The sequence below is a fragment of the Flavobacterium sp. J27 genome (assembly GCF_004303025.1).
Classification (GTDB): Bacteria; Bacteroidota; Bacteroidia; order Flavobacteriales; family Flavobacteriaceae; genus Flavobacterium.
Genome location: NZ_PJQW01000007.1, coordinates 160,502 through 183,427, shown reverse-complemented (window position 1 = coordinate 183,427; position 22,926 = coordinate 160,502). Strand labels below are relative to the sequence as shown.

At 31.4% G+C, this 22,926-nt stretch carries 18 protein-coding genes and 1 tRNA gene; 7 read left to right on the top strand and 12 right to left on the bottom strand.

Annotation, left to right across the window (positions count from 1 at the left end; genetic code table 11):
• Nucleotides 1-5 precede the first annotated feature (5 nt).
• From CX675_RS11560 to CX675_RS11545, 4 genes are read left to right on the top strand one after another with little or no spacing between them, the layout of a single operon-like run.
• Nucleotides 6-1,361, top strand: a complete 1,356-nt coding sequence (locus tag CX675_RS11560; protein WP_130735393.1) for an ATP-binding protein — start codon at nucleotides 6-8, stop codon at nucleotides 1,359-1,361.
• A 2-nt stretch (nucleotides 1,362-1,363) separates the two neighbouring features.
• The gene (locus CX675_RS11555; RefSeq protein ID WP_130735392.1) at nucleotides 1,364-2,218 is read left to right on the top strand and encodes a glycoside hydrolase family 25 protein; all 855 of its coding nucleotides are present in this window, start codon (nucleotides 1,364-1,366) and stop codon (nucleotides 2,216-2,218) included.
• 16 nt (nucleotides 2,219-2,234) lie between these two features.
• Nucleotides 2,235-2,903 carry a hypothetical protein gene (locus tag CX675_RS11550; RefSeq protein ID WP_130735391.1) on the top strand — a complete coding sequence of 223 codons (669 nt, stop codon included), beginning with the start codon at nucleotides 2,235-2,237 and terminating at the stop codon, nucleotides 2,901-2,903.
• The gene (locus tag CX675_RS11545) at nucleotides 2,878-4,899 is read left to right on the top strand and encodes a DUF4157 domain-containing protein (RefSeq protein ID WP_130735390.1); all 2,022 of its coding nucleotides are present in this window, start codon (nucleotides 2,878-2,880) and stop codon (nucleotides 4,897-4,899) included. The genes CX675_RS11550 and CX675_RS11545 overlap by 26 nt, the downstream gene beginning before the upstream one ends.
• A 259-nt stretch (nucleotides 4,900-5,158) precedes the next feature.
• Here the strand turns inward: CX675_RS11545 and CX675_RS11540 are convergent, their stop codons facing one another.
• Nucleotides 5,159-6,592, bottom strand: a complete 1,434-nt coding sequence (locus tag CX675_RS11540) for a serine hydrolase (protein WP_130735389.1) — start codon at nucleotides 6,590-6,592, stop codon at nucleotides 5,159-5,161.
• Complete coding sequence (locus CX675_RS11535; protein ID WP_130735388.1) at nucleotides 6,589-7,035, bottom strand: MarR family winged helix-turn-helix transcriptional regulator; 447 nt, start codon at nucleotides 7,033-7,035, stop codon at nucleotides 6,589-6,591. The genes CX675_RS11540 and CX675_RS11535 overlap by 4 nt, the downstream gene beginning before the upstream one ends.
• Before the next feature lie 150 nt (nucleotides 7,036-7,185).
• On the opposite strand from CX675_RS11535, the gene CX675_RS11530 reads away from it, so the two are divergent.
• Nucleotides 7,186-8,241 carry a hypothetical protein gene (locus tag CX675_RS11530; RefSeq protein WP_130735387.1) on the top strand — a complete coding sequence of 352 codons (1,056 nt, stop codon included), beginning with the start codon at nucleotides 7,186-7,188 and terminating at the stop codon, nucleotides 8,239-8,241.
• Between the two features lie 288 nt (nucleotides 8,242-8,529).
• Here the strand turns inward: CX675_RS11530 and CX675_RS11525 are convergent.
• A tRNA-Arg gene (locus CX675_RS11525) sits at nucleotides 8,530-8,603 on the bottom strand.
• Between the two features lie 87 nt (nucleotides 8,604-8,690).
• Nucleotides 8,691-9,329 carry a response regulator transcription factor gene (locus CX675_RS11520; RefSeq protein WP_165396027.1) on the bottom strand — a complete coding sequence of 213 codons (639 nt, stop codon included), beginning with the start codon at nucleotides 9,327-9,329 and terminating at the stop codon, nucleotides 8,691-8,693.
• Between the two features lie 370 nt (nucleotides 9,330-9,699).
• Between CX675_RS11520 and CX675_RS11515 the strand changes: the two genes are divergently transcribed.
• Nucleotides 9,700-10,650: a hypothetical protein gene (locus CX675_RS11515; protein WP_130735385.1), complete on the top strand. Its 951-nt coding sequence runs from the start codon at nucleotides 9,700-9,702 to the stop codon at nucleotides 10,648-10,650.
• A gap of 252 nt (nucleotides 10,651-10,902) precedes the next feature.
• Nucleotides 10,903-12,795 (top strand): sensor histidine kinase, encoded by a 1,893-nt coding sequence (locus CX675_RS11510; RefSeq protein ID WP_130735384.1) that lies wholly within the window; start codon nucleotides 10,903-10,905, stop codon nucleotides 12,793-12,795.
• 251 nt (nucleotides 12,796-13,046) lie between these two features.
• Here CX675_RS11510 and CX675_RS11505 read toward each other — a convergent pair whose 3' ends face one another.
• The 8 genes from CX675_RS11505 to murD form a co-directional block, all read right to left on the bottom strand.
• Nucleotides 13,047-13,496 carry a GatB/YqeY domain-containing protein gene (locus tag CX675_RS11505; protein ID WP_130735383.1) on the bottom strand — a complete coding sequence of 150 codons (450 nt, stop codon included), beginning with the start codon at nucleotides 13,494-13,496 and terminating at the stop codon, nucleotides 13,047-13,049.
• Nucleotides 13,497-13,765: 269 nt separating this feature from the next.
• Nucleotides 13,766-15,739: a cell division protein FtsZ gene (gene ftsZ, locus CX675_RS11500; protein WP_130735382.1), complete on the bottom strand. Its 1,974-nt coding sequence runs from the start codon at nucleotides 15,737-15,739 to the stop codon at nucleotides 13,766-13,768.
• 11 nt (nucleotides 15,740-15,750) lie between these two features.
• Complete coding sequence (gene ftsA / locus CX675_RS11495) at nucleotides 15,751-17,106, bottom strand: cell division protein FtsA (RefSeq protein WP_130735381.1); 1,356 nt, start codon at nucleotides 17,104-17,106, stop codon at nucleotides 15,751-15,753.
• A gap of 9 nt (nucleotides 17,107-17,115) precedes the next feature.
• The gene (locus tag CX675_RS11490; RefSeq protein ID WP_130735380.1) at nucleotides 17,116-17,841 is read right to left on the bottom strand and encodes a cell division protein FtsQ/DivIB; all 726 of its coding nucleotides are present in this window, start codon (nucleotides 17,839-17,841) and stop codon (nucleotides 17,116-17,118) included.
• A complete protein-coding gene (gene murC, locus CX675_RS11485) occupies nucleotides 17,828-19,177 on the bottom strand; it encodes a UDP-N-acetylmuramate--L-alanine ligase (protein ID WP_130735379.1) in 1,350 nt (449 codons plus the stop codon). Before murC ends, CX675_RS11490 begins: the two co-directional genes overlap by 14 nt.
• A 39-nt stretch (nucleotides 19,178-19,216) precedes the next feature.
• Nucleotides 19,217-20,308 (bottom strand): undecaprenyldiphospho-muramoylpentapeptide beta-N-acetylglucosaminyltransferase, encoded by a 1,092-nt coding sequence (murG, locus tag CX675_RS11480; protein WP_130735378.1) that lies wholly within the window; start codon nucleotides 20,306-20,308, stop codon nucleotides 19,217-19,219.
• Nucleotide 20,309: 1 nt separating this feature from the next.
• Entirely contained in the window at nucleotides 20,310-21,587 is a 1,278-nt protein-coding gene (locus CX675_RS11475) for an FtsW/RodA/SpoVE family cell cycle protein (protein ID WP_130735377.1), read from the bottom strand.
• 6 nt (nucleotides 21,588-21,593) lie between these two features.
• Complete coding sequence (gene murD / locus CX675_RS11470; RefSeq protein WP_130735376.1) at nucleotides 21,594-22,925, bottom strand: UDP-N-acetylmuramoyl-L-alanine--D-glutamate ligase; 1,332 nt, start codon at nucleotides 22,923-22,925, stop codon at nucleotides 21,594-21,596.
• Between the last annotated feature and the right edge of the window lies 1 nt (nucleotide 22,926).

The following is a 22,926-nucleotide window of genomic DNA, read 5'->3' as shown; positions in this document are numbered from 1 at the left end:
CTACTATGGATACCAACTTACCTATATATGTACTTCTAGAAGAATTAGAATGGCTTGAACAAGTAATTCAGCAAGCTATATGTAGCTATTTGATGCAAGAAGGATACGAAAATGATTGGCTAGATATTCCTATTCCTGATATTTCAGAAAATGACACTCCTTATGCAAAAATGGTACAAGAATGGAATTTAAATACCTTGGAACGCTTAACCATTGCTCTTTGTTTGGCACCTCATCTAAAACCTGAAATATTAGATACTTTTTTTGGTAAAAATGGCATATATGATCGAGGTTTTACCGAATTTGGAGGTGTTATAAACCAAAATCATAGTGGTTTTCTTCCTACAGGACAAACGTTGGTTTTTATTATCTCGGCAACACATCCAGAACTAAGACATGAAATTCATAAAATTATTAACAAAGAAAACAAACTTTTCAAAGAGGGAGTCCTTCAATTATCAGATACAGAACACTTTATCCCACAACTCAATGGTATTTTAAGTTTACATCATAATTGGTTTCATTTTTTTATGACTAGTGAAAAAATTAGTCTTGCTGAAAGTTCCACGTTCCCCGCTAAAAAAATTGAGAGTCCTTTACATTGGGAAGATGTTGTATTAGACAACGCAGTAATGGAACAAGTTAATGAAATACTCACATGGTTAAAACATGGAAATACTTTATTAAATGATTGGGAATTATATCGCAAAATTAAACCTGGGTATCGCGCGCTTTTTTACGGTCCTCCTGGTACCGGTAAATCACTAACAGCTAGCTTATTAGGAAAAACTACGAATAGAGAGGTTTATCGTATAGATTTATCAATGATTGTTTCTAAATACATCGGAGAAACTGAAAAAAATCTATCCAAAGTATTCGATATTGCCAGAGATAAAGAGTGGATTTTGTTTTTTGATGAAGCGGATGCACTTTTTGGTAAAAGAACAGCCGCAAATTCATCTAATGACAGACATGCCAATCAACAAACAGCTCATCTTTTACAACAAATTGAAGATTTTCCAGGTGTAGTTATTCTAGCGTCAAATTTACGATCTAATATGGACGAAGCATTTACCCGAAGATTTCAAACCACAATCCATTTTAATATGCCTTCAGCTGAAGAACGATACCAATTATGGGAAAATGCTTTTTCAGGGGTTTGTAGTCTATCGGAAGAAATTGATTTGTATCAAATTGCTGAAGATTATGAATTAGCGGGTGGCGCCATTATTAATGTACTCCGCTATTGTGCTTTGGCAGCCATTGGAAGAAATGATACAAAAGTTTCTAAACAGGAACTACTAAAAGGAATTAAACGCGAGTTCAGTAAAGAAAATAAAACCATACACATAAAACAATAATTATGCTAAAAAATCTAGTCTTAGTTTTAGCTTTATGGTTCTTAATCGAATGGGCATACAAAGAAAAAATAAAACCTTTCTTAAAAGCCGAATTGACAACCGAAGTACCAGCAGCTCCAAAAAAAACACCTGTAAAAGATAGTACTGTTGTGTCCAAACCATTAAGTTTAGTTAAGAATTTACTCACTAAAGATTCTGTAACCTATGGTTTAGATATTTCGCACTATCAAGGAGATTTAATTAGTACTTTGAATAAGCGAAAAGACTCGCTGTACTTTGTTATTTGTAAAGCCACTGAAGGAACTAGTTATATTGATCCTACCTATCAAAATAATTGTACACTTCTCAAAGAAAAACATGTCATACGTGGTGCTTATCATTTTTATCTCTGTGAATACGACCCTATTGATCAAGCACAACATTTTGCGAAGGTAATTATGGAAAATCAATTTTTAAACATAGGACATTTGCCACCTGTGATGGATATCGAAAACAGTAGTATGGACACAGATTGTGGCAATTTGCAAACAGCTCAAAAAAACATTCTCCTTTTTTTAGAAGAAGTAGAAAAAATTACGGGTAGAATTCCTATGATTTACACTAACAAATCTACAGGAGACAAATATTTAAATACCAATGATTTTGCTAAATATCATTTATGGATAGCCGCATATACCCAAGATTTAACAGTTAGTAACATCCCTTCTGCTTGGGATAAAGACTGGACCATTTGGCAACGATCTGACAGTTATTCTTTTCAGGAAACTGATTTTGATTTTGATATTTTTAATGGAAACCGATTAGAACTAAGAAAGTTTATTCGAAATACTATTGTGAAAAAAAAAACCTCTAATTAACGTTACACTTTTTATTATGAACAAACAGAAAGAAACATCTCAAAATAAAATAAATATTGTACAAGCAGTAGCTAATAATGCTGGAAAAGAAGGAAAAATACTTCATGACAATAGGGAAACAACTATTCAAAAAAAAGAGATTGTCATTCAAAAAATGCAAAATAACGATGAAGATGATTCCATTGGTGCTAGAATGAGAAGAAAAAGAGAATTTTCAAAATTAACAAGTAGACAGCAAGCATTATATAGAAAAAGCAACTTAGGTAAACGAAAAGATAACGAAACTACTGATTTAGAGGAACCTCCGAAAAAAAAATATAAAGTTTCCCAGAAAAAGAAGAATATATGGGATGGAAGCACTCGACCTGGATTTACTGATGAAACTTGGGAAACAATGTTACAGTCAGTAAAATCAAAAGATCGTGATGATGGAGTAACTGTATATAAATGTTCTGATGGAAATTATTATCCAAGAAAAAGAGATAGAAAACTAAAAGAAAAATATGTTACATTAGATCATAAAAGAGACTGGAAACGATATCTTCATGACAATGCAGAACCAGATGAACAAGGCGAAATAACTAAGGCAGCCGCAAAAATTGCTTACAATGATACTAGCAATTTAAAGCTTATGTCTAATTCAGATAATTCCTCAAAAAATGGTCCTAAAAATCAATTCGATTAAAAAAAGTATTATGGAATATGCTCAAAATAAAACCGCCAAAACACAAACGCAATCAATAGTAAATAACTTTGACAATAAAACAACTCAAGCAAAATCTATAATATTACAAGACAATCGTCCATCGACAGTTTTACAAAAAAAAGCTAACAACACAGGCTTACCAGATAAATTAAAATCAGGAATAGAAAATCTCTCTGGTCATACTATGGATGATGTAAAAGTGCATTATAACTCTAGCAAACCTGCTCAACTTAATGCTCATGCTTATGCACAAGGCTCTGAAATACATCTAGCTTCTGGACAAGAAAAACATTTACCTCATGAAGCTTGGCATATAGCACAACAAAAGCAAGGAAGAGTAAAACCTACCATACAAATGAAGGGAAAAGTGAATATTAATGATGACGAAGGATTAGAAAAGGAAGCTGATGTAATGGGTAAAAAAGCGATACAACTAAAAACTTCTAATACACAAAATCAAAACACCCTACTTCCCAATATTTCAAACACAAAAAAAATTGTACAACGAAAAATTACTGATCCTAATGAAATTGAACATATAAAAAGTCATTATGTTAATAATCAAACTGACCCAATTATTCTTAAAATCCTCATAGATGATGCAATAGAAAACTCAAATAATACTAAAGAAGCTATTGAAAGGATAAATCGAGGAATTGCTCATGATAATGCTATGACAGCTCCGGTCAAAAAAAAATCAGTTGAACGTCCAAAAATAGATATTAGTGAAGATCGAATTAGACCTAAATTTATTTCTAGTGTACCCCATAAAAATACCAATTCAAAAAAATTAGAAAAGCAATGGCAAGGGTTAAACAACAAGAGTTTTTATGCTAAAACAAGAGGCCTTTTACAAATCGCAAGAGATCTAAGTCATACAGATAATGAAAAAGCTAAAGGAGAATTGGACGATTTAATTAATGGTTATAAACAGCATGCATCAGTAAAAAGTTTAATCGACAAATTAGTTCGGGTAAAAGCAAAAAAAGCACCAGGTGCTTTTTCAGGAACAGGGCTAGATGAACTTTTTAAAACTTCTGAAACCATGAAATATTTAGAACTCTCTTACCGACCACCAAAAGACATGCATTCTGTTGCAAAATTTGATGGTAAAGAATTTGACTGGATGGATGCTCAAGAACAAATCAGACTATCAACAGAGTTTATAATATGGGCTGGAGATTTAGTTGAAAAAATTTCTGGGCATACAGGAACTTTTCAAAATCAGTATCAACAACAGTGGATGACTTCCAAACAAGCTTTAATGCACGAAGTTAGAGATGATGCCATATCAAAAAGAAGTAATCCTGCAACTGCTGTAATAGAAGCCATAGGAACACACTTAAGAATTACAGAAAATGTTAAAGGGTATATAAAAGAACGATATACTGGTTCAGAAGCAAAAAATGTTTTAACAACTGATGGTCATTCTATAGATGAAAGATATAAAGAAATAATAGCTGACTTAAAAAAACACCGAGACATATTGAAAAATTACTTGGACAATTTTAAAAAGAAAGCTGTGCCTCCTGGAAATAGTTCTCCTCTAATATCTAGATTAGGAGGAGATGAATATCACCCAACGTCTCCTAAAAGCGATACCGATACCGATAATGAAATCGAAATGAGTGACTCTGGAAAAATTAAGGACAATCCATTATATAACTTATCCACTCAATGGCGAAAAACACAAGCAGAAGAGAAAAAAACAATTCCTCGAAAGCCACAAAATAAAGTTATTCAAGAAGCCAGAGAATATATTAAAACAGAATGGAGTGCATCAGAAGCAACAAAAATTAATACTGCTGCAAAATCAAAAGCAAAAAAAGCCCTTCTACAAGACCCAGATTCTACCAATATAGATAAAATTATGATTGAAGTTTATATAGATCGATTGAAAAAACTCAGCCCTAATAAAAAAAACACTCCAAATATAATATCAAATTTACAACAAGAAATGGATACCCTTACGTAAAATTAAAACTATAAACTTACTATATTACAGTGGACATAAAAAAACGAAATCTTTCAAAAACAATTGAAGCTAAATTACTTTTTACAGATAGAAACATGGAAATTAATTAAGATAAGAAATATAAATAGTAAAGTAATTAATTTTTATTCATTTAGGAAATTAAAAATAAAAGTAAAATCAATACTTCAACATTTTGTTTCTTATAATTTAAATCCCATCGGGAGTTAGATGAGAACAATTGTTTTTATTTGTCATCTCCTTACTTTGTTTTCAATACTCGAAGTTTTTCTGTTGCGTTGATGTTTAAAGTATCAAGGTATAAGCTCTTTTCATAAGCTTTTATTGCTTTTAGTGTGTCTCCTGATACCATATAAGCTTCACCTAAACTATCAAATGCATTGGACGACTCTGGAAATTCTGTAGTAGCCAGTTTAAATAATGTTATCGCAATATCATAATTCCCTATAGAAAGCTGATGATAGCCTTCAACATTTATCATATCTTCCCTTAAATTGTGATTCTTTAAAATTACTTCTTGCTTTAAGGAATCCTGTTTTTTAAGTATGGATTCTACGATACTTTTTGTGTTATAATAACTCTCTATAGACGGCGTAGATCCAGTTAATTGCTTTTGTATAAAGTAACGCGCATCCAAAAAACCATCTTCAGCATCCCTGTTCGTTAAAATTATAACCGTATAACCTATATCTTCAAACATCCTTAGTTCACAAGCTACACCTAAATGCCCTCCGCTATGTCCAATTATTCTGTGATTGTTGGTCTTAATATCGGTAAATCCATATGCATAGGTGTTATCGTCTACTTTACCAGTTATTAAAATTTCAGTGTTGTATGGATTAAGAAATAAATTATTTTTTATTCCTTTTGAAAAATTAAAAATATCATTTAACGTTGAATACTCTCCTCCTGCAGGCCCACCGGAAACTGTACTTACATATATATTGTTCATTAACTTTTCGGGATAAATGTTAGAATGCGTATAACCTACTGCCATATTTTCGATAACATGATCCCGCATATAATTTCCCGTATTGGTCATTACAGCTTTCCCGTAAATATTTTTTTCTAGATATTGATCGAAGGTCAATCCAGTTACCTTCTCAATAATAAGCCCTAAAACCAAGTAATCGGAGTTACAATAAACGAATCGAGTTCCAGAAGGGTATGCCAATTCTTTAGACTGGTAGAGACGAGAAAAGTCTGTTAATTTTCTATATTTATCCTTAGAAGATTCATAATACTCAGGTGTCATAAAATCTGGCAACCCACTTGTATGGGTAAGTAATTGATGAATACTCACCGAATCTCTCACCAAGTTATTAGGATATTCTGGTAAAAATTTCCCTACTTTGTCATTCACTGATAAAATTCCTTCCTGCACTAATTGCATTATGGCTACTCCGGTAAACATTTTACCCATAGAAGCAATGTTGAATTTTGTGTTTAAACTATTAGGGATTTTATGGTTAAGATTGGCATAACCATATGCTTTTTGGAAAATAACAGAATCGTTTTTCGCTATTAAAACAGCCCCACTAAAAATCTCCTTTTTATTTAATGCTTCAAGGTAATTTTCAATTTCAGTTATTTTATCTGTTGGATTTCTGTTTTCTTTTTTCGGGGTGCAATAAGAGAAAACAATAATTGCGAAGATTATAATTAGTTTTTTCATTGGGCAGGTTTTGTACAGTTATTAATAATCATATGTAGTGTATTATGCAATTCTGCTATTTGTTTTTCCAATAATCCAGCTAGCGCTTCCTTCCTATTACTTTCAATAATTGGGGTTATAACCTCAATAGTATGCTTACCCTTTTTTGTTAAGATTAAATTATGCCTTCTCCTATCTGTCACATTTGTGGTTCTTTCTAAATATCCCCGTTTAACAAGTAATTCGATTATTCTTGTCATTGAAGCGTAATCTTTAAAAATCAGGTGGGCTAATTCTTTTTGGTTGGAGTCAGGATTTTCATTGATAAGTAAAAGTACCAGTGCCTGATCTATAGTTATATTACTAACTTTTTTAGAAATATTTATCTGGGCGAACTTTCGATATTCTTTAATTGTTTTTTCTATGGTATATAAAACAGTTTTAGTAGGGGTTACAAAATCCATAATGAATATATTTGACACAAATATAATTGATATATCCAATAAAAAAAATAACTTTGATTTTTTTTTAAGAAAACGCAGAAAAATTGTGTTTTATGTCTAACCTATTTATTATATAATTAAATGAGAAAAAATCTATCAAAAAGTATTTGTATGACGTGCATGTCATTTTTCACTATAATAGTAAATGCACAAAAATGGCAAAATACTTCTGAAAAGTATAAGGATGCTCATAAAAAATATTGGAGTACCACTTGCCCTGTCCTTAAGGATAGTATACATCATTTTGTTTATTTTGCTCAGGATAGGGAATCTATCATTAATCATCCATTACTCTTCCATCCAAGATTTGAAGGCGCACAGATTATGTACGCTTGGAAAGACTTGGAACCTGAAAAGGGACAATATGATTTTACTAGAATTGAAGAAGATATAGCTTATTTAGAAAAATACAAGAAAAAACTTTTTATACAGTTACAGGATGCAACCTTTAACACAGATTATAACGCTGTACCTAATTATTTAACTACCCGAGAATATGATAACGGAGCAGTTTTACAATATGATGATAACGGGAAACCTGAAGGATGGACAGCTAAAAGATGGAATATAAAGGTTCAGGAACGTTTTGCTTTACTAATTATGGCTTTGGGCAATAAATTAGACAGTAGAATTGAAGGTATTAACCTTCAGGAAACTGCTATTGGTGTAAGCTATGAAAATGATTCTAGTTTCACAGAAGAAGGATATGTACAGGGCTTAAAAAATAATATGTTGGCTCTCAAAAAGGCGTTTCCAATTTCTACAACCATGATATATGCAAATTTTATACCTGGAGAATGGCTTCCTTTTAATGATAAAGAATATTTAAAAAGTATTTACGAATATGGGGAAAAAATTGGTGTAGGCCTTGGCTGTCCCGATTTAATGGTTACTAGAAAAGCACAATTAAATCATGCGTTAGCTCAAATGCATGAAAATAAATTTTCCGTGCCGCTTGGGATAGCCATTCAGGATGGAAATTATATTGGAAAAACAGGTGCTGATCACGATTACAATGAACAGACTGATGTTGCCTCTAACACAAGAACTAATCTTGTTCCTTTGTTACATGCCTTTGCAAAAGATTTTTTAAAAATTAATTATATGTTTTGGGTAAATCAGGAACCTTATTTTAAGGAAGATGTTTTACCGTGCTTTTCAAACTAACATATCACAATTTGGTTCTGATTCTTCCAGTAATGAACTTCTCTCCAATCTTAATTATAAATGTAGAAATTAATTATATGGTTAAACTTGAAAAAACATAAGGTTACAGCTACTCATATAGACTTCAATTCTGTAAATGTATGGAAATTAAGAATCTTATTTAAAAAATATAAAGAGTATGGCACGAGTTCTTTATAAAACAAGTTAATTGCTAGCTAATGTCGGCTAAAACAAAAAACAAAAAAGCCTTAAACCATTAAAAACAACGATTTAAGGCTTTTTTTTAAGTGACCCCGAAGGGATTCGAACCCCCAACCCTCAGAGCCGAAATCTGATATTCTATCCAGTTGAACTACGGAGCCAATTTATTTGAATACAAAAATACCAATTTATTTCAGCTAAAATAAATCTAATGTGTTTTTATTCCTTTTTTTTGGTAATAACTTCAACTACCAAGCAACCAAAGCATTTTCTACAGCATATCGTACTAAGCCTACTACATTTTTTGAACCTGTTTTACAAAACATACTGCTTCTATGGGTTTCAATTGTACTTACACTAATGAATAATTTTTCTGAAATTTCTTTATTAGAATATTCTTTACAAATTAAATCTAATATTTCCATCTCTCTCGCTGTTAAATAAGTTGAAGGTACATTGCTCTCAGATGTATTTTTTATAATTTCCATCATAATAGCAGTTATTTCACTACTATAATAAGTTCCTCCATTAATTATTTTATGTATGGCCTTACACAACTCTTGTTTACCCGCAATTTTTAACATAAAACCTTCTGCACCTGCATTTAAAATACTCTTAACCTCTCTTCTATCGCAATCCATACTTAAAACTAAAATAGGAATTTGTGGTTTCGCTTTCTTTATTTTAAGTACCAAATCTACACCACTAATATCTGGCAGGTTTAAATCGGTAATTAAAAAATCTACTTCGTTATTTAGAACAATTTCTAAAGCTTCTTTTCCTCTAGTAGCTGGTGGTAACAAAATTAGACCTTCATAAGATTCTAGAATAGATTCTAGACCGTCTAAAAACAACATATGATCATCTACTAATAGTGTTTTTAACATTCTTTTATACATAGTTTAGAGATTAACGTATTTTAAATCTTAAATTAAAAACAGCAGTAATTACAGGAGAAAGAAATATTTTTTTATTGCACTAAAGCTTTACTCAAATGTAAGAAATATATCTCATATTTTTTATAGGATTTTTGGCAATTTAACAAGAAAAACAAAGAGATTTTACAAATTTATAATGATTAAAAAAACATCTTAACGTTAAGAAATTATTCTTAAGTAGTTCACTAACTTAAAAATCAATTTCTATCATAAAATGGTCTTATAGTGGAAAACCATGAGGCAAAATCATGGTTTAACACTATTCTTTTTGTCGTCATAAAGCTTCAATTTTACACCAAACAAATAAACAATAATTAACATGAAAAAACTTTTTTTAAACAAGCTTAACTTAGTGTTAGCTTTAGTCGTATTAACTCTGGTGAGTTGCGAAAAAGAAAATGATGAAACTACTTTGGCACAAGAGCAAACTACAGCTTCTATTGAAAATTTAAAAGCTTCTTTGTTACCACCATCTACTCAAAATTTACCACAACCAGTTAGTGAACAAATTACTAGTAGCAAAGCCAATCTTTTACAATACACCGATAAAAACATCGAAATTGTTGGAATTACAGTTTTAGGAACAATCGAAAGTACTGAGGCTTTAAATTTATCTAAAGAAATTGTATCTAGCCCAGAAACAGTTGTGGCTACAGGAGACATTACACAACCTACATCAGTAAGCGCTGGAAAATTAAAAAATTTATATACTGGAAGTGCGTTATTAGATATTCAGAAAAACATAACAGAGGTAATTAATAATGAAGTAAAAGTAAATGATCAAATCCTTGAAATTACTTGGAATATCAAAAATCAAAAAGTAAAATCTTTATGTTTTTATAGAAACGACGGTATCGTTTGGGATAATGTAATGGGTGGTTTAATCATCATGGAAAAACCACAAATTGAAGAAAGTAATACGACAGATTCACAATCTAAATTAGCATCTAAATGGAGAAGTTTAACTTGGACAGCAAACTGGCTTTGGGGTTCTAAAAGAGGTGAAATGGGTGCTAAAATAACCATCTACTATTCAGGTTCAACAGTAAGTAGTACAGATCGTTCTGATTGGGGATACATTTCTCTTGGTAAAGCTAAAAGCGAGAGTAAAACAGTTAAAAATAGTGGTTCGTATGGTAAAATACAGTACGCTTTAGGACTTTGTACTCCTGTAGGCTCCTTAAGTTTCAATAGTAGTAACTTCACAGTAAGCTTCTCTGGTTTAGGAAGTAATGTGGTTGCAAACGGAACAATAACGCTGTATCCATAATAATAAAAAATAGTATAAAAGGGCTGTTTAAAAGATATCTTTTAACAGCCCTTTTTTAATAGTACCCACTTTCAAAAATAATATTGATTTTATGCAAAAGCTTTGGTATTATTTTATGGTTCTCTCTAAAAAAGCTATATATTTATTCTTTTCAAATTGATAAAGCAACTGTATGATGCTTTTGAATTGTTACACTAGAAAAAAGCTGCTTCACGACCATTTAGTAAACAAGATTCTATAATTCTAAATTGTATGAAGAAATTATTTTTTTGGTTGATTATTCTCTCCTTTTTTTCTGGTTTATCCCAAACGAACGTCGATAAAAGCACCTTGTATTTAGACATTGACTCAATTAGTCATTTAATAAAAGAAAAACACATTGTAGAGGCGAATACTTTGAGTGAAACAGTGTTAAAAAATGTTCTTTTATTTGATACAAACACGCAATTAGATATCTATTATAAACTAAGTTTATCCTATTTACATTACAGCTATAATGACGAAGCTAAAAAAATATTACTAGCTGCAATTCCAAAAATCAAACAAAATAACAATCCTGAAATAAAGGGCAAATTGTACAAACAATTATGCTACATAGGCATGATCGAATACGACATTCCCTCAGCTACAAAATATTACGAACTTGCCAAACAAGAATTTAGTAAAACAAAACAATCAAACTTACTTTTTAATCTGGATTTATTAGCCTTTAAAATGTATTTGAATCTCAAAAAATACGATTCTGCTCTTGAAATTGCTACAAATAGTTATGCTAAAAGCATACAATCTAAAGATAGTGCGCAATCTATTAATGCGATATCAACCTTTATCGACTATTATAAAGCCATAAAAGATTACAAAAATGTGCTATATTACACTAAGAAAGGAGTAGAAATAAGCTCTAATGGCTATCAAAATTCCTATTCCTATTTCCTTGAAGAAGAAGCCAATGTATACATTCATCTCAAAAAATATGATTCTGCAACTTACTTTTTTAAGAAAGCGTATCGAGCTGTAGCAAACGATTCTTCATCTTTTCACGATTATAAAACTTGGCGAATTAATAAATTAGGAGCCGAATTGTATGCTTTATTAAACGATAAAGAAAACGCATTAAAATACCTTGCTTTAACTCGGGAATATCCTTTTGAAAATAACTTAAAAGAACAAAGTGAATATCTCTTTTTTAAAGCTAGCGTATATGAAAAAATAGGTGATTATGACTTAGCGTTAAAAAATTTAAGAGTATACCTTAATTTAAAAGAAGAAATTGACAAAAAAGAAGCGCAACGTTATTTAATAAAGTATACTTCTTTATATGAAAGTATTGAAAAAGAAAAAAAAATTAATACCTTAATAAAAGAGAATCATGAAAAAGAAAATCTAATTTACAAAAGCGATTTAAAGAGAAAATTTATCTTATTTTACTTTTCTTTACTTTTCCTGTTTTCCATTTTATCGCTATTCCTTTGGTATCAATTTAAGACAAAAAAAATAGTAATTAAAGCTGAAAATTTACGTTTTCAATCGGTAATAGACGCTCAAGAAAAAGAACGAATTCGAATTGCAAAAGATTTACACGACAGTTTAGGGCAAAATATTTGTGCCATAAAAATGATGTGTTCCAACAGTCTGAATCTAGAAGATAAATCTAACCAAAAACTAGTTCATATTATTGACGAAACATATGAAGAAATTAGAACTATTTCTCATAATATGATGCCCAATGCTTTTATCAAGAAAGGGTTAGTACCTGCTATAAAAGAAATGATACAAAAAATAGAAGATAGTAGTACCATTCATTTTAACTTTGAGTATGATTTTCCAGATACCATTGAAGAAAACATTGCTATTTCAGTTTATCGCATTATACAGGAATCGCTTTCTAACATTATAAAGCATGCCAAAGCAAGTCAGGTAAAAATAATACTAGGAAAAGAAAAAAAGAATTATGTATTACTCATTAAAGACAATGGAGTGGGTTCAAAAGAACTTTCTATGACTACTTTAATTAATGAAAATGAGAATACATCACAAAAGCTAGGCATTGGTTTAAAAAATATTTTATCTCGTACCAAAATGATTAAAGGCTCTATTTATATTGATAGTACTACTAAAGGAACGACGCTCAGAATCATCTTTTAAAATTGTTTAATTTCCTTCTTAAAAACGTTAGTTCGAGTATTTATGTAAAATAAATAGAACAAAATTGTATCGAGACCTGCTTTAATAGTCATTTTTCTTATTCTCGATATATTTTTCTAACGAAAAACACTCGAACTGACAAAAAAGTTTCATAAAGATAACAGGCCATGCTTCTTTAAAAATATAAAAGGTATAAAATACTATTTGAAACAGTACTTTATACCTATATATATAATTTGAAAGTAAAAGAATTATACCAATAATTTCTTTACAATTCCAGAAATTACTTTTCCTTCAGCTTGTCCACCAATTTGTGCTGAAGCTAAGCCCATTACTTTTCCCATGGAAGCAATTCCGTTTGCTCCTGTTTCCGATATAATTTTAGACACTATAGCTTCAATTTCTGCTTCAGATAACTGTGCTGGTAAAAACTTTTCAATAACTGCAATTTGTGCTAATTCTGGTTCGGCTAAATCTGCACGTCCTTGGCTTGTGTAAATTTCTGCACTGTCTTTACGCATTTTAACCAAACGTTGCAATAATTTAATTTCATCTGCTTCAGACAATCCTTCTGATGCTCCTGCCTCTGTTTTAGCTAAAATAATGGCTGCTTTAATGGCTCTTAAGGCTTCTAATGCTACAGCATCTTTTGCTTTCATGGCTTCTTTCATTTGATCCATGATTTTTGCTTCTAAACTCATGTTTTTATACGTATTAAATTAGTATCTTTTTAATTAAGTTAGTATTATTTAATTCTATTTCTGAACTATTTTCTCTTTGTACCCCAGATAGAAGTGGCATCCTTTTATTGCAAAAATGGCTATTTTTTTTACCCATTTTACTATTTTTTGCAATAAAAGATAGAACGAATAGCTGGAAATAGGTCCTAAAAAATTATGTGCAAAAATAGTAAAAAAAATCCCGAAAATGTTACTTCTCGGGACTAAGGTTAGGTTAGTTATAGCAGATTTTAATCTACATTGTCATGCAAGAATGAATTATTTGATCGCAATTGTAAATCATCATTGCTATCTGTCCCCAAAGACATTCTTGATTTAGCATTAGAATCGGTTGGTGCAGATGTTACATCAATTCCCATTCTCTTATATGCTGGTTGCTTCTCGATTTCATCGATATAAGTTGTACTATTATTGAACTTATAGTTGAACTCTTTCATTTTGCGTTTGCGCTCTTCAGAACGTGCTTTTAATGTTTCTTCAATCGTCATTTCGAAAGGAGATTCATTTTCCAGTTGTGGTGTTTTTTCTACTACTGGTTCTGTTTTTTTAACGGCAAAATTTAATTCTTCATCAACGGGTTCATTTACTTCGGCTACAGGCTTAGATGATAATAATTCATCTTCTTTTTGCAAGTAATCCTCTAATGAATATTTAATAACTCCTTCTTTATTTACTTCAGTAACAGGAACCACATTAATAGGATCTTTTACTTCCATTTGTTTGGTTTCTTCTGTTAATTGAAAGGTCTTTTTAGGAGTTTCTTCAATCGTTTCATTAGCAAATAAATCCAGTGAAAAAGAGAATTTATCTTCTTTCACAACAACTTCAGGATCTACTACTTCCATATTTTTAATTTGAGGAGTAATAATCTCGAAAACAGGATTTACCATATTTTCTTTTGGAGATACTACCTCAAAAGTAACATCTAAATCTTTTATCCACTCAGTGGTAGGAACTAAATCCATAGCAGGAGTTACGTTCTGAATTTCAAACTGAACTTCTTTTTCTGCTACTTCCTCTTCTTCTAAATTGAAAACAATTTTATCTGTTGCTTTTGTTTCTGCAATAGGTTTTTTTTCTTCTTCCTTAGGAGCATTAGTTTCAAAAACTGGATCATTAACTACCATATTTGCAATGGTTTTACTAGTTAAATCGTGCACAATTTTTTGATCGTCTTCTAATGAGTGAATAATTTTTTTAGGCTCCGAATTTACAATTTCTGCTTGTTGTTCTATATTAAAACCTGTTGCAATAATAGTAACAGCTACAGCATCTCCTAATGTTTCATCTTCACCCACACCCATAATGATGTTTGCATTGAAACCTGCTTCAGTTTGAATGTAATCGTTGATTTCACCAATTTCATCAATGGTAATTTCAGATGTTCCTGAAACAATTAACAATAATACATTTTTAGCACCTGTAATTTTGTTATCGTTTAATAATGGTGAATCTAAAGCGCTCATAATAGCTTCTTTGGCTCTGTCTTCTCCTGAAGCCATAGCAGAACCCATAATTGCTGTACCACTATCTGCTAATACTGTTTTAGCATCTTTTAAATCGATATTTTGAGTATAGTGGTGAGTAATAACTTCTGCAATACCTCTTGCTGCTGTGGCTAATACTTCGTCTGCTTTAGAAAATCCGGCTTTAAAGCCAAGATTACCATATACTTCTCTTAATTTGTTATTATTAATTACAATAAGCGAATCTACTTGTTTGCGTAGTCTTTCTACACCTAACATAGCTTGTTCTGAACGTACTTTTCCTTCAAACTGAAAAGGAATGGTAACAATTCCTACTGTTAAAATATCTCTTTCTTTAGCTAACTGGGCTATTACTGGTGCAGCACCGGTACCAGTACCACCACCCATACCAGCAGTTATAAATAGCATTTTTGTGTTAGTATCCAGCATTTTTTCAATGTCTTGGATACTTTCTAATGCAGATTGCTGCCCTACTTCTGGGTTAGCTCCAGCACCAAGACCTTCAGTTAAACTAACTCCTAACTGAATTTTATTTGGTACACCACTATTTTCTAGTGCTTGTGAATCAGTATTACAAACAATAAAATCTACTCCTTTTATTCCTTGCTTAAACATGTGGTTGATGGCATTACTACCACCTCCTCCTACTCCAATAACTTTGATAACGTTGGATTGGTTTTTCGGTAAATCGAATGATATGCTTTTAAAATCTTCCATAGTTGTACTTTTTATTCTGCGTTATCTAAAAACTCTTTAATTTTTTCTATATACTTATCAAAAAAAGATTTTTTGATTTTGTTTTCAGTTGTTTCTATTTTTTCTACTTGTTCTTCTTCCTGTTCTTCGATTGTTTCCACCACATTTTTTGGTTCGAAAACAGGCTCTTCTTTTTTCATCTCAACTAATGGTGTAGCACTCTTCGTATTGTTTCGAATACTATTCATAACTAAACCAACTGCTGTTGCATATAACGGACTAGATAATTCTTCATCAGAATTACCTGCTAAATGTTCGTTTGGATATCCTATCCTTGTATCCATTCCTGTTATATATTCCACTAATTGTTTGATATGTTGTAACTGAGAACCGCCTCCTGTTAATACAATACCAGCAATTAATTTTCTTTTAGGGTCTTCATGACCATACAATTTAATTTCTGCATAAACTTGTTCCACTATTTCTACGACACGAGCGTGAATAATTTTAGACAAGTTTTTTAACGAAATTTCCTTTGGTTCTCTTCCTCTTAATCCTGGAATAGAAACAATTTCGTTATCTTTATTTTCTCCAGGCCATGCTGAACCAAATCGTACCTTTAATAATTCGGCTTGCTTTTCTATAATAGAGCAACCTTCTTTGATATCTTCCGTTATTACGTTCCCTCCAAAGGGAATAACTGCTGTATGACGAATAATGCCATCTTTAAAAATAGCTAAATCGGTAGTTCCACCTCCGATATCAATTAAAGCAACACCTGCCTCTTTTTCTTCTTGACTTAACACTGCATCAGCCGAAGCCAATGGTTCTAAAGTAAGTCCCGATAATTCTAGTCCAGCACTTTTTACACATCGCCCTAAATTGCGAATAGAAGCAGCCTGTCCTACTACAACATGAAAACTCGATTCTAATCGCCCGCCATACATTCCGATTGGCTCTTTAATTTCGCCTTGACCATCTACTTTAAACTCCTGTGGTAAAACGTGAATAATTTCTTCTCCAGGCAACATGGCTAATTTGTGAACTTGACCAATTAAGGCATCGATATCGATATCGTTTATTACTTCCTCAGCATTAGGTCTACTGATATAATCACTATGCTGAATACTACGTATGTGTTGTCCTGCTATACCTACAACTACATCGTTTATTTTATATCCTGAATCGCTTTCTGCTTCTAAAATAGCTTGTTGAATAGACTGAATTGTTTGTGTAATATTGTTCACAACCCCTCTATGAACACCCAAACTTTTGGATTTTCCTACTCCTAGAATTTCCAGTTTTCCGTATTCATTTTTTTTTCCAATCATTACTACAATTTTTGTAGTTCCGATATCTAACCCTACTGCAATATTATCTTTGTTCATAATTCACTTCTATTTCTTACAAACTACTTGCTCAGTAAACATAACGTTTACTTCTTTATAATTCTTAATCAATGTATCTTTCACAGCATGCTGAAAAAAAGCTTTATAATTCTTTAGTTTTTTTTCAACATACACTGGTTTCCCAAAAATTATTTTATAATCATAATTTCTGTTTGTCATTATAACGTTACCAGATGGCAAAATCTTTATTCCAGTGATATTCTTTTTCAAGAAATCATCTTTATAAATTTCGTTACACAATATCATATATTTACCCATGTCTTTCTCTTCTAAAGTTCCCATAATAATAGGAACCCTTGCAGAAAAATTTTCAGACAAAGGTATTTTATAGCCTTTATTATCAAGATAATACATTGTATTTCCTGATACATATCGTACAATTGGGGTCTTTTGTGTAATGTTTGCATTTAGAGAACCATCTATAGTTGAAAAAATTTCACATTTTTCAATCATCTTGTGATTATTAAGAGCAGTTTCTAAAGACTTCAAATCTACCTCTTCTTTTTTAATTGTTAATGTACCTCCCAAATTTTGTTTCAACAAGTTATTAACCATTTCGTGAGTTATGAACAAATTCTCCTCTCCTCCATAAAAAGAAATGGTAATGTTTTTAACCGCTCTTTTAGCATTTCTATGCGTAGAAAAAGAGTACAAAAACACCATTACAAATAGTATTACTATTAACCGTATATTTTGCCAATTAATATTTTTCATGTAACGCTTTTTTTATGTCTTTGACCATCTCTCCTATATCTCCTGCTCCGATAGTTACATATACATCTGCAGAAGTTTCTACTAAAGTTTCTACTAAAGTTTCTTTAGTTACTAAACGCTTGTTTTTATTGGTTATTTTACCAAGCAACCATTCCGAAGTAACCCCTTCCATAGGCAACTCTCTTGCTGGATAAATATCCAATAATACAATTTCATCAAACTGAGATAAACTAGTTGCAAATCCATCAATAAAATCATTTGTTCTTGAAAACAAATGCGGTTGAAAAGCTGCGACAATTTTCTTATTAGGATACAATTCCCTTACCGCTTGATGCACTGCATTTATTTCTGTAGGATGATGTGCATAATCATCTATATAAACTAATTTTTCTGTTCGTATTTGAAAAGAAAAACGCCTTCTTACTCCTTTAAAAGAAGCCAAAGCCTCAATAATTTTTTGGTTTTCAACACCATAGTTTTTAGCCATGGCAAAAGCAATTAAAGCATTGGATAAATTATGGTGTCCTGGTAATCCAAATTTAACATTCGTAATCAATTCATTATTCGTTTTTACATCAAAAACATAAAAACCATTTTCGATGCGAATATTTTGAGCAGAAAAAGTAGCTTCTTCTTGTATACCTATAGTATTTCCTTCCAAAGACAAACCTTTGGCTACAAATAATTGTGAAGCTGAAACTTTATGTGCAAACTCTAGGAAAGAGGCCTCAATAGTTGCTGTATCTCCATAAATATCCAAATGATCTGCATCCATGGAAGTCACACACGCCAAGTTAGGATGCAAATGCAAAAAAGAACGATCAAACTCATCTGCTTCAACTACTGTTACTGATTTACCTTCCCCAATAAGATTGGAATTGTAATTTTCAACTATACCTCCTAGAAAAGCGGTTACATCTACACCACTTTGAAATAAAATATGTCCCAAAATACTAGATGTAGTTGTTTTTCCATGTGTACCTGCAATGGCAAAACAAAATGTATCTTTAGTAATTAAACCTAATACAGCTGCTCTTTTTTTAACCTCAAAACCATTTTCTAAAAAATAATTCCATTGTAAATGTGATTTTGGTACAGCAGGTGTAATAACCACTAAAGTTGTTTCCTTATTTAAGAATGCGGAATTAATTAACTCCAGTTTGTCTTCAAAATGAATAGGCATACCTAATGCTTCCAATTCATCCGTTAGTTGTGTTCTTGTTTTATCATAACCTGCTACATTTTTTCCTATATTCATAAAATAACGAGCCAGAGCACTCATTCCGATTCCTCCGATTCCTATGAAGTATATGTTTTGTATTTGGCTAAGATTCATTTTTTTTATTTGTTGTTGTTTTGTGATTTTTTATTGCTTTCAGAGCAATTTTTCTATTTCATCTACAATTTCATTGGTTGCATTTGGCAAGGCCAATTTGTGTATTTTTTTACTCAATTTGGCTTGTTTTTCATCGTTTGAAATAAGGTCGGCAAAGATATTCTTAAAATCGGTATCCAAATCCTTTTCTTTCAATAAAATTGCTCCTTTTTTATTTAAAATAGCTTGTGCGTTTTTAGTTTGGTGATCCTCAGACACATTAGGTGATGGTATAAACAGTGTAGGCTTTCCAACGATACACAATTCAGACACAGAAGAAGCACCAGAACGAGAAATAATAACATCAGCGGCTGCATATGCAAAGTCCATTTTATCTATAAAAGCAAAAACATGTACATTTTCTTTTGTATTAAAATGATTGTATTCTTCAAAATATAATTTTCCACATTGCCATATAATTTGAACTCCTAATTCTAGCAAGAAATCTATTTCTTGAGCAATTAACTGGTTGATTCTTCTAGCCCCCAAACTTCCTCCTAAAACCAGTAGGGTTCTTTTGGTACTATCCAATTCAAAATAAGTTAACGCCTCTAAACGTTTATCATCGCTATTTAATAAATCCTGACGTACTGGATTACCTGTTATCTTAATTTTTTCTTTGGGAAAGAATTTTTCTAAACCTTCATAAGCTACACAAATGGCATTTGCTTTTTTTGCAAGCAATTTATTGGTAATCCCTGGAAAGGAATTTTGTTCCTGAATTAATGTAGGTATTCCTAACATAGAAGCCACTTTTAAAACAGCTCCACTAGCAAAACCTCCTGTTCCTATAACCACATCTGGTTTAAATTTTTTTATGATTCTATATGATTTCCATAAACTAGATGACAACTTAAATGGGAACAATAGATTTTGCAAACTAATCTTTCTTTGAATTCCTGAAATCCAAAGTCCTTTAATATCATAACCAGCCTGAGGAACTTTTTGCATTTCCATTTTATCTTTAGCTCCGACAAAGAGAAATTCGGCATCATGAAAACGATACTTTAATTCGTTTGCAATAGCGATTGCAGGATAAATATGTCCTCCTGTTCCGCCACCACTGATAATAAATTTCAATTTCTTTTCCATACTATTGATTCAAAATAGGTTCTAAAGGATTTTTGATTTCTTCCTCTTTATGAGTATTTGCATCTTCTAATTCAATCTCTCTATCTATAATTCGCTGCAATGCCTCTTCTCGTTTTTGTTTTTCCTGTTCATCTAAAGCCACTTCAGCTTCCTTCTTTGTCACACTTAAAATTACACCTACTGCCACACAAGTCATCCAAATTGAAGTACCTCCACTACTTATTAGTGGCAAAGTTTGCCCTGTTACTGGCAATAGTTCGACAGCAACTGCCATATTAATTAATGCTTGAAACACGATTGGAAAACCTAATCCAATTATCAGCAATTTTCCAAATAATGTGGGCGCTTTTTGTGCATTAATTATAAATCTAAAAAAGAGCAATAAATACAAGAATAAAATTCCTAATGCTCCTAATAAACCATATTCTTCAACTATAATTGCAAAAATAAAATCTGAAGAAGATTGTGGTAAAAAGTTCTTTTGAACACTTTTTCCTGGTCCTAAACCATAAATTCCTCCAGATGCGATGGCAATTTTTGCTTTTTCAATTTGATAATCGTCTTCATTAGGCTTATCGTCTAAGAAGCGTTCAATTCTATTTCCCCAAGTGTTTACTCTACTAAAAAGTTTATTGGCTGGAAAAGCTTTCGCTAAAAGCAAAAACAACAATAAAGTTGCTACTCCTAACCCTATTACAGCGCCTAAATACTTTAACGGATAATATCCAACAAATATGAGCATACATACCATTGAAAAAATTAAAGCTGTTGTTGAAAAATTGGTAGGTAAAATTAAAACCAATACAGCGAAGACTGGTAGCCACAACTCTAATAAAGATTCTTTAAAAGTATATTCTTTATCGCTCACTTTTGCGAGATAACGAGCTACATAGACCATTAATACCGTAAAAGCTAGTGTAGATGTTTGAAAACTAACACCCACGAAAGGGATTTGAATCCATCGACTGGCATTTGCTCCTCCAATAGTTGTTCCTTGTACTAAAGTATACAACAATAAAACAACTACTATAGGAATTCCAAAAATAGAAAGCGCTCTAAAATAATGATAAGGTACTTTATGCACAAAATAGATAATGGCAAAACCTAAAAAAAGATGCCCTAAGTGTTTGATTAAATAACCTAGTGTAGAACCTTTTCCTATAACATATACTAAATTAGTACTAGCGCTATATACAGGTAAAAAAGAGATTAGAGCTAATAGAAAAACTATTGCCCAAATTACTTTATCTCCTCTTAATCTAGCTACTAATAATTTCATTTTTTGTTATAAATTATGTACTGCATTTTTAAATTGACGACCTCTATCTTCATAATTTTCAAATAAATCAAAACTCGCACAACATGGAGAAAGCAAAACAGTATCTCCTTTATCTGCCATACGTTGTGCAATTTTAACCGCTTCATCCATAGATGTTGTTTCAATCATAACATCTACTACTCCGTTGAAAGCTTGAAACAATTTTTGGTTATCAACTCCTAGACAAACAATCCCTTTTACTTTCTCTCTTACTAAAGACATTAATTCGTCATAATCATTTCCTTTATCTACTCCACCTACAATCCATACAGTAGGTGTATTCATACTATCTAATGCAAAAAAAGTAGCATTTACATTCGTAGCTTTAGAATCATTAATATATTGTACATTTTGAATTTTTAACACTTTTTCCAAACGATGTTCTGCACCTTGAAAGTTACTTAAACTTTCTCTTATTGTTTGTTTTCTTACTTTCATTAACTGAGCAACAGCTGTTGCTGCCATGGCATTTTTAAGATTGTGTTTTCCTTCTAAAGCTAATTCGTTGATTGGCATGGTAAATAGATCGTTATTAATTTTACTATTCAAATTGTTATTTCCTGTATATCCACCTTCTTCTAATTCGTTCAAAATAGAAAAAGAAAGTTTTTTTGCTTTTGTTTTATTCTTTTGAAACCATTTATTGATTTCTATATCATCATGGTCTACAATTAAAAAATCGTTTTCCGTTTGATTTTTTGTTATTCTAAATTTAGATGCGATGTACAAATTATAATCGTAAGCATAACGATCTAAATGATCTGGACTTAAATTAGTTATTACTGCAATATCAGGCTTGTAATTAACTATTCCGTCTAATTGAAAACTACTTAATTCTAATACATAGTAATCATGATTATTTTCTGCTACTTGCCAAGCAAAACTCTTTCCAATATTCCCGGCCAAACCTACATTTAATCCTCCTTGTTTTAAAATGTGGTAGGTTAACAATGTGGTGGTCGTTTTCCCATTACTCCCTGTTATTCCAATAGTTTTTGCATTGGTAAACGGATAGGCAAACTCTATTTCAGAAATTACAGGTATATTTAATGCCAATAACTTTTTTACAATAGGTGCTTTCTCAGGAATCCCAGGACTTTTCATAACAACATCAGCATCTAAAATTAAGGCCTCAGTATGCTTTTCATCTTCCCAAGCAATTTGATTAATTGTAAGAACTTCTTTATAATTTTCTTTAATTGTACCAAAATCAGATACAAAAACGTCATATCCTTTTTTCTTCCCTAAAATAGCAGTTCCAACACCGCTTTCCCCTCCTCCTAAAACAACTAATTTCATC

Bases quoted from the DNA above. Each gene is read 5' to 3' on its own strand.
- ftsA (WP_130735381.1), bottom strand. From the start codon at position 17,106: ATGAACAAAGATAATATTGCAGTAGGGTTAGATATCGGAACTACAAAA.
- murG (WP_130735378.1), bottom strand. From the start codon at position 20,308: ATGGAAAAGAAATTGAAATTTATTATCAGTGGTGGCGGAACAGGAGGA.
- CX675_RS11515 (WP_130735385.1), top strand. From the start codon at position 9,700: ATGAAAAAACTTTTTTTAAACAAGCTTAACTTAGTGTTAGCTTTAGTC.
- CX675_RS11505 (WP_130735383.1), bottom strand. From the start codon at position 13,496: ATGAGTTTAGAAGCAAAAATCATGGATCAAATGAAAGAAGCCATGAAA.
- CX675_RS11535 (WP_130735388.1), bottom strand. From the start codon at position 7,035: ATGGATTTTGTAACCCCTACTAAAACTGTTTTATATACCATAGAAAAA.
- CX675_RS11510 (WP_130735384.1), top strand. From the start codon at position 10,903: ATGAAGAAATTATTTTTTTGGTTGATTATTCTCTCCTTTTTTTCTGGT.
- CX675_RS11560 (WP_130735393.1), top strand. From the start codon at position 6: ATGGATACCAACTTACCTATATATGTACTTCTAGAAGAATTAGAATGG.
- CX675_RS11540 (WP_130735389.1), bottom strand. From the start codon at position 6,592: ATGAAAAAACTAATTATAATCTTCGCAATTATTGTTTTCTCTTATTGC.
- CX675_RS11545 (WP_130735390.1), top strand. From the start codon at position 2,878: ATGGTCCTAAAAATCAATTCGATTAAAAAAAGTATTATGGAATATGCT.
- CX675_RS11475 (WP_130735377.1), bottom strand. From the start codon at position 21,587: ATGAAATTATTAGTAGCTAGATTAAGAGGAGATAAAGTAATTTGGGCA.
- CX675_RS11550 (WP_130735391.1), top strand. From the start codon at position 2,235: ATGAACAAACAGAAAGAAACATCTCAAAATAAAATAAATATTGTACAA.
- ftsZ (WP_130735382.1), bottom strand. From the start codon at position 15,739: ATGGAAGATTTTAAAAGCATATCATTCGATTTACCGAAAAACCAATCC.
- CX675_RS11490 (WP_130735380.1), bottom strand. From the start codon at position 17,841: ATGAAAAATATTAATTGGCAAAATATACGGTTAATAGTAATACTATTT.
- murD (WP_130735376.1), bottom strand. From the start codon at position 22,925: ATGAAATTAGTTGTTTTAGGAGGAGGGGAAAGCGGTGTTGGAACTGCT.
- murC (WP_130735379.1), bottom strand. From the start codon at position 19,177: ATGAATCTTAGCCAAATACAAAACATATACTTCATAGGAATCGGAGGA.
- CX675_RS11555 (WP_130735392.1), top strand. From the start codon at position 1,364: ATGCTAAAAAATCTAGTCTTAGTTTTAGCTTTATGGTTCTTAATCGAA.
- CX675_RS11530 (WP_130735387.1), top strand. From the start codon at position 7,186: ATGACGTGCATGTCATTTTTCACTATAATAGTAAATGCACAAAAATGG.
- CX675_RS11520 (WP_165396027.1), bottom strand. From the start codon at position 9,329: ATGTTAAAAACACTATTAGTAGATGATCATATGTTGTTTTTAGACGGT.